We start from the raw sequence: 6,257 nt of genomic DNA, 5'->3' as shown, positions 1-6,257 counted from the left end.
CTCCCGCCCTCTCGTCCCGTCGTCAGTACGCGCGCGCCACCAGGGCCATGGTCCCGGGCGCGTCGTCCGACTCGGGCACCGAACCATCCTCGGCGACCAGGCAGCGCACGGTCGCCGACCGCGCCGCGAGCTCGTCCTCCCCCTCGGAGCCGACCGCGGCCCACGGAATGCGCGCCCACCCCCCGGCGGCCGCCACGTCCGCGGCTTCCCCGATCGTACGCACCTGACTCGTGCGTCTCGCACGCAGCTCCCCCGACTGACGCAGCAGGGTGGCCTGGTCCTCCTCCAGCAGGCCGGGCAGCAGTCCGGGCAGGACGTCCACCCGGACCGGCTCCTTGCTCCCCTGAATCCGGCGGACCAGGGTCGCGGTTCCTCCGTGCTCCGGCGCGGCCTCCAGGTCGCGCGGGCCGATGTCGACCCGTACGGGCACGCCCTTGAGCTCCCAGTCGACGGCACGCCGCCCGAAGGGCGTGTCCACGCGGTCGTCGACCTGGACGCGCACGCCGGCCGCGCGCAGCAGATCGGCGACCTCGCGCACCTTCGCGAGCACCGGTTCGTCGCCCTTGACCGCCACCACCGCAGCCTGTACGGGTGCGAGGCGGGGCGGCAGCCGCAGTCCGTCGTCGTCACCGTGCGCCATGACGAGCGCGCCGACCATCCGCGTCGTACTGCCCCAGGACGTCTGCCAGACGAACTCGCGGTTCCCCTCGCGGGAGAGGTACCGGGTGCCGAAGGCCCGCGCGAAGTTCTGTCCGAGCTCGTGGCTGGTGCCCATCTGGAGCGCCTTGCCGTCCCCCGTCATGGCTTCGAGCGTCAGCGTGTTGAGCGCCCCGGCGAACCGCTCACGCGGCGTCTTGCGGCCCGGGACGACGTCGATGGCCAGGACGTTGACCATGAAGTCGGTGTAGACGTCCCGGTGGATGCGGGCGGCGTAGTCGCGCGCCTCCTCGTAGGTCGCGTGCGCCGTGTGGCCCTCCTGCCACAGAAACTCCGACGTGCGCAGGAAGAGCCGGGGGCGCATCTCCCAGCGGACGACATTCGCCCACTGGTTGATCAGCAGCGGCAGGTCCCGGTAGCTCTGCACCCACCGTGCGAAGGAGGCGTTGATGACCGTCTCGGAGGTGGGCCGGACGACGGCGGGCTCCTCCAGCTCCTTGCCGCCGCCGTGCGTCACCACGGCCAGCTCCGGCGAGAAGCCCTCGACGTGCTCGGCCTCCCTCGTCATGTAGGACTGCGGAATGAGCAGCGGGAAGTACGCGTTCTGCGCGCCCGCGTCCTTGATACGGGCGTCCAGCCCCTGCTGCATCCGCTCCCACAGCGCGTAGCCGTACGGTCGGATCACCATGGTGCCGCGCACCGGGCCGTTCTCGGCGAGCTCCGCCTTGTTGACCAGCTCCTGATACCAGCGCGGGAAGTCCTCGGAACGGGGCGCGAGGACAGGTGACTTCGCCATGGCGGGCATAGTACGTCTCCCCCGCCGGACCGCCGCGCCGCAGGGGCGACCGCGCAGGAGTCCGCACGGGCACGCGACTGGGCGGTGTGGATGCCGGGCCTGTTCCGGTACGTCACAGCGCGTGCCCGGTGACCAGTGCCCAGATCAGCCGTGCTGTGCTTGCCGGCCCTCCAGCGGCGTCGGCCACTCCTCCGCCGTGAGGGCGAAGCGCTCGTGGTCGCGCCAGGCGCTGTTGATGAACAGCATGCGGGGGGAGAAGCCCTCGTGCCGGAAGCCCAGCCGCTTGGCCATGGCGAGGGAGCGGTGGTTCTCGGGCTGGACGTTGATCTCCAGCCGGTGCAGGCCGAGACCCTCGGGTCCGGGCGCGAAACAGCGGTCGACGACCAGCCGCATGCCCTCCGACATCCTGCCGGTCCCGGCGTACGGCAGATAGCTGTCGTAGCCGAGGGAGGCGCTGCGGAAGCGGGCCCGCACGATGTTGGCGACGTTGACCTTGCCGACCAGGCCCTCGTCCTCGCTGTTGATGACCATGAAGGTGCGCAGTCCGGGGCCCTGCCGGCGGAGCAGGTCGGGAAGGCCGTCGGGCTCCACCGGGTTCCACGGGGTGAGGTGGTCGGCGGAGCGGACGACGGCCTCGCTGTACATCCGTTCGTCGTCGGGGCGGGGCGGTCGGACGTAGACGCGCATCGCGGGCATGGTGGACATGGTCCACATCATCCGCCCACGCGCCGGGCGGCTCACTTCGGGGGCAGGATGTCCTTGAACTCCTGGGGCAGCTCGAAGTCGCCCGGGTCCTGGCCGGCGGCCGGGATGCCGAAGGCGCCGCCCTGGGTGCCCGCCTTGCGGGCCGCGGCGTCCTGCTCCTCCTGCTTGCGCTTCATCGGGTTGCCCGACTGGCGCCGCCCCTTGCTCTTCTTCTGCTGCTTGCCCTTCTTCTTGCCGCCCGCACCGCCCGGCATACCGGGCATCGCGGGCATACCCGGCACTCCGCCGCCCTGGGCCATCTTGGACATCATCTTGCGGGCCTCGAAGAACCGCTCCACCAGGTTCTTGACGGTGCTGACGTCCACACCGGCGCCGCGGGCGATACGGGCGCGGCGCGAGCCGTTGATGATGGTGGGCTCGGCGCGCTCGGAAGGTGTCATGGACTTGATGACGGCCGCGGTGCGGTCGACCTCGCGCTCGTCCAGGTTGTTGATCTGGTCCTTCATCTGGCCCATGCCCGGCATCATGCCGAGCAGCTTGGAGATGGAGCCCATCTTGCGGACCTGCTCCATCTGCGCCAGGAAGTCGTCGAGCGTGAACTCCTTGGGGCCCTTCGCCAGCTTGGCGGCCATCTTCTCGGCCTCTTGCTGGCTGAAGGTCTGCTCGGCCTTCTCGATCAGCGTGAGCATGTCGCCCATGCCGAGGATGCGGGACGCCATGCGGTCCGGGTGGAACGCGTCGAAGTCGTCCAGCTTCTCGCCGTTCGAGGCGAACATGATCTGCTTGCCGGTGACCTGGGCGACCGAGAGGGCCGCACCGCCGCGCGCGTCACCGTCGAGCTTGGAGAGCACCACGCCGTCGAAGCCGACGCCGTCCCGGAACGCCTCGGCCGTGGTGACCGCGTCCTGGCCGATCATCGCGTCGACGACGAACAGGATCTCGTCGGGGCTGACCTCGTCGCGGATGTCGGCGGCCTGCTGCATCATCTCCTGGTCGATGCCGAGCCGCCCGGCGGTGTCGACGATGACCACGTCGTGCTGCTTGTCGCGGGCGTGGGCGATCGAGTCCTTGGCGACCCGCACCGGGTCGCCCACGCCGTTGCCCGGCTCCGGAGCGAAGACGGCGACACCGGCGCGCTCCGCGACGACGGAGAGCTGGTTGACGGCGTTGGGCCGCTGGAGGTCGGCGGCGACCAGCACCGGGGTGTGGCCCTGCTGCTGGAGCCAGCGGCCGAGCTTGCCCGCGAGGGTCGTCTTGCCGGCGCCCTGCAGGCCGGCGAGCATGATGACGGTCGGAGGGGTCTTGGCGAACCGCAGGCGGCGGGTCTCGCCGCCGAGGATGCTGATCAGCTCCTCGTTGACGATCTTGATGACCTGCTGCGCCGGGTTCAGCGCCTGGGACACCTCGGCGCCGAGCGCGCGCTCCTTGACCTGCTTGATGAACGCCCGCACGACAGGCAGCGCGACGTCCGCTTCGAGGAGGGCGATACGGATCTCGCGCGCCGTGGCGTCGATGTCCGCCTCCGAAAGGCGCCCCTTGCCCCGGAGGTTCTTGAAAGTGCTCGCCAAGCGGTCGGAAAGTGTGTCGAACACGGCGGTCGCGGATCCTTAGCGTTGTCGGTCACGTCTGCATCGACTCCCCAGGGTATCCGCCCGCGCCGAACACGGTCAGCGCCGGGCTTCCGGGCCCCGCTCCGGCAGCAGCGCCGCCTCCAGCCCGCCGGCCAGCGCGGCGGCGTCCGGAGAGGTCAGCGGAGCACCGTCCGGGCCTGTCACATAGAACACATCCACGGCGCTGGCCCCCAGCGTGCTGACCCGCGCGCTGCGCACCCGCACGCCCGCCTCCTCCAGCGCGTGCCCGATGCGGTGCAGCAGCCCGGGGGCGTCCTGGGCGCGCACTTCGAGCACCGTGGCCAGCCGCGAGCCGTCGGGCGCGACGTCGACCCGGGGCGGCGGCGCCTGGGCGCCCCTGCGGCGGTGCCCGCGGGCTCCCCGGTACGCCTCCTCGCGCTCGGCGAGCCGTGCGTCGATGTTCAGGCTGCCGTCCAGGGCGCGCACGAGATCGCTGCGCAACCGGGCCGCCTGGGGCAGCGAGCCGTACTCGGCGGCCACCCGCCAGGTGAGCAGCAGCACGGAGGCCGCAGGCGCCCCTGTGACGGCCTCGGAGAGGTCCAGGTGCCGCAGGTCCGCGGAGCGCACCGTCAGCCTGTGCAGCGCCAGCACACCGGCCACGGCGGGCAGCACACCCGGCCGGTCGGACAGCGCGATCTGCAGCTCCACACCCACGGGTTCGGCCTCCGCACCGCCGCCGGTCCCGCCGTCGCCCGGCCCGCCGACGCCCGCACCGGCGCCGTCCGTCCCGACCTCCGCTGCCCCGCCCTCGGCGCGCGTGTGCAGCGCGAGCACGGGCCCGCCGGTGCGCCACGCCTCCACGGCGAGCCGTTCGGCCTCCGCCGTCGGCTCGTACGGCGCGGCCTGCCACTCGGCCGGTTCGCCGGACAGGACGGCGTCGGTGCGGGCGACCAAATCGGCGACCAGCCCGGCGCGCCACTGCGACCAGGCCGCCGGACCCGTGGCGAGCGCGTCGGCCTCCGTAAGGGCGTGCAGCAGCTCCAGCGTGCCCCGCGTGCCGACGGCACGGGCGACCGTGCGGACCGTCGCCGGGTCGTCCAGATCCCGCCGGGTGGCCGTCTCGACGAGCAGCAGATGGTGGCGTACGAGGGTGGCGAGCACCTCCGCGTCCGCGGCGCCGAAGCCCATCCGCGCCGCCATGTCACGCGCGATGGTCTCGCCGCTGACCGCGTGGTCGCCCGGCCAGCCCTTGCCGATGTCGTGCAGCAGCGCGCCCACCAGCAGCAGGTCCGGACGGTGCACCCGCCGGGCGAGCGCGGCGGCGCGGACGGCTGTCTCCACCAGATGCCGGTCCACCGTGAAGCGGTGGACGGGGTTGCGCTGCGGGCGGCACCGCACCCGCTCCCAGTCCGGGAGCAGCCGCGACACCAGCCCCTCGGCCTCCAGCGCCTCCCACACCGGCACCGTCGCCTCGCCGGCGCCGAGGAGCGTCACGAACTCCTCGCGCGCCTCCCGGGGCCAGGGAACGGGCAGTTCGCGCCCGGCGCGCGCGAACTTCCGTACGGTGGGCGGGGAGAGCGGGAGTCCCGCCTGCGCTGCCGCCGCTGCCGCGCGCAGCGGCAGCACGGGATCGCGCTCGGGGCGCGCGCCGAGCGCCAGCGCCGCCTCGCCCTCGTGGTCCACCACCCCCTCGGCCAGCGGTGCCCGCTCCCCGGCGGGGCCGGACGCGAGCAGGCCGCGCAGCCGCGTACGGCCCGGCCCCCGCCCGGAGCGCGACCGCAGCACCCGGCCGATCTCCCGCCAGGTGACCTCACCGGCGTACGCGATCGCGCGGGCCGCCTCGTACACCTGCCGCAGCAGCGTGTCGGCGTCCAGCAGCCCCAGAGCGTTCGCCACCTGCTCCTGGTCCTGCAGCGCCAGCCGGTCGGTGGCACGCCCCGTGGACAGGTGCAGCGCGTCCCGTACGTCCAGGAGGCAGCGGCGGGCCTCCGTCAGGCCCGCACGCGGCGCGTCGGCCAGCCAGGACGCGGCGACGGCGCGCAGCGCGGTCGCGTCGCGCAGGCCGCCCCGCGCCTCCTTCAGGTCGGGCTCCAGCAGGAACCGCAGCTCGCCGTGGCGGCGCAGCCGCTCCTCGCACGCCTCCCGCAGCTCGGGGAGCCGCCGGTGGGCCTGGGCGCGCCAGCGGGCGAGAGCCGCCGTGCGCAGCTCCGCGGTGAGCGCCGGGTCGCCGGCGACATGGCGGGCCTCCAGCAGCCCCAGCTGCACTCTGAGGTCGTCCTCCGCCGCCTTCCGGGCCTGCGCGGGGGTGCGCACCGAGTGGTCCAGGGCCAGGCCCAGGTCCCACACCGGGTACCAGACGCGGTCGGCGACGGCGGCGATGTCGGCGGGGGCGCCGCGGCCGTCGTGCAGGAGCAGCAGGTCGAGGTCGCTGCGCGGGGAGAGCTCGCCGTGTCCGTGGCCGCCGACCGCCACGAGGGCCACTCCGGCGGGCGGGGCGGGGGCGAGGAGGCCCGCGAGCCACTCGTCCG

The 6,257-nt window shown here is 73.6% G+C and carries 4 protein-coding genes; all 4 read right to left on the bottom strand.

Annotated features, from left to right (window positions below; all coding sequences use genetic code 11):
- Positions 1–22: 22 nt before the first annotated feature.
- Positions 23–1,453: a proline--tRNA ligase gene (gene proS, locus G5C65_RS29150; RefSeq protein ID WP_165302036.1), complete on the bottom strand. Its 1,431-nt coding sequence runs from the start codon at positions 1,451–1,453 to the stop codon at positions 23–25.
- Between the two features lie 144 nt (positions 1,454–1,597).
- Positions 1,598–2,158, bottom strand: coding sequence for a GNAT family N-acetyltransferase (locus G5C65_RS29145; protein WP_165302035.1), 561 nt, complete (start codon positions 2,156–2,158; stop codon positions 1,598–1,600).
- A gap of 32 nt (positions 2,159–2,190) precedes the next feature.
- Complete coding sequence (gene ffh / locus G5C65_RS29140; RefSeq protein ID WP_165302034.1) at positions 2,191–3,750, bottom strand: signal recognition particle protein; 1,560 nt, start codon at positions 3,748–3,750, stop codon at positions 2,191–2,193.
- Between the two features lie 75 nt (positions 3,751–3,825).
- Positions 3,826–6,257, bottom strand: a 2,432-nt coding sequence (locus G5C65_RS29135; protein WP_165302033.1) for a [protein-PII] uridylyltransferase, incomplete at its 5' end; no start/stop codon positions are given.

This window comes from Streptomyces boncukensis, assembly GCF_011045075.1.
Lineage (GTDB): Bacteria > Actinomycetota > Actinomycetes > Streptomycetales > Streptomycetaceae > Streptomyces > Streptomyces boncukensis.
Note: the sequence above shows the minus strand (reverse complement) of the source record. Positions and strands in the feature narration are given on the sequence as shown.

Coding starts and splice junctions, on each gene's coding strand:
- proS (WP_165302036.1), bottom strand. CDS start 1,453: ATGGCGAAGTCACCTGTCCTCGCGCCCCGTTCCGAGGACTTCCCGCGC.
- G5C65_RS29145 (WP_165302035.1), bottom strand. CDS start 2,158: ATGTCCACCATGCCCGCGATGCGCGTCTACGTCCGACCGCCCCGCCCC.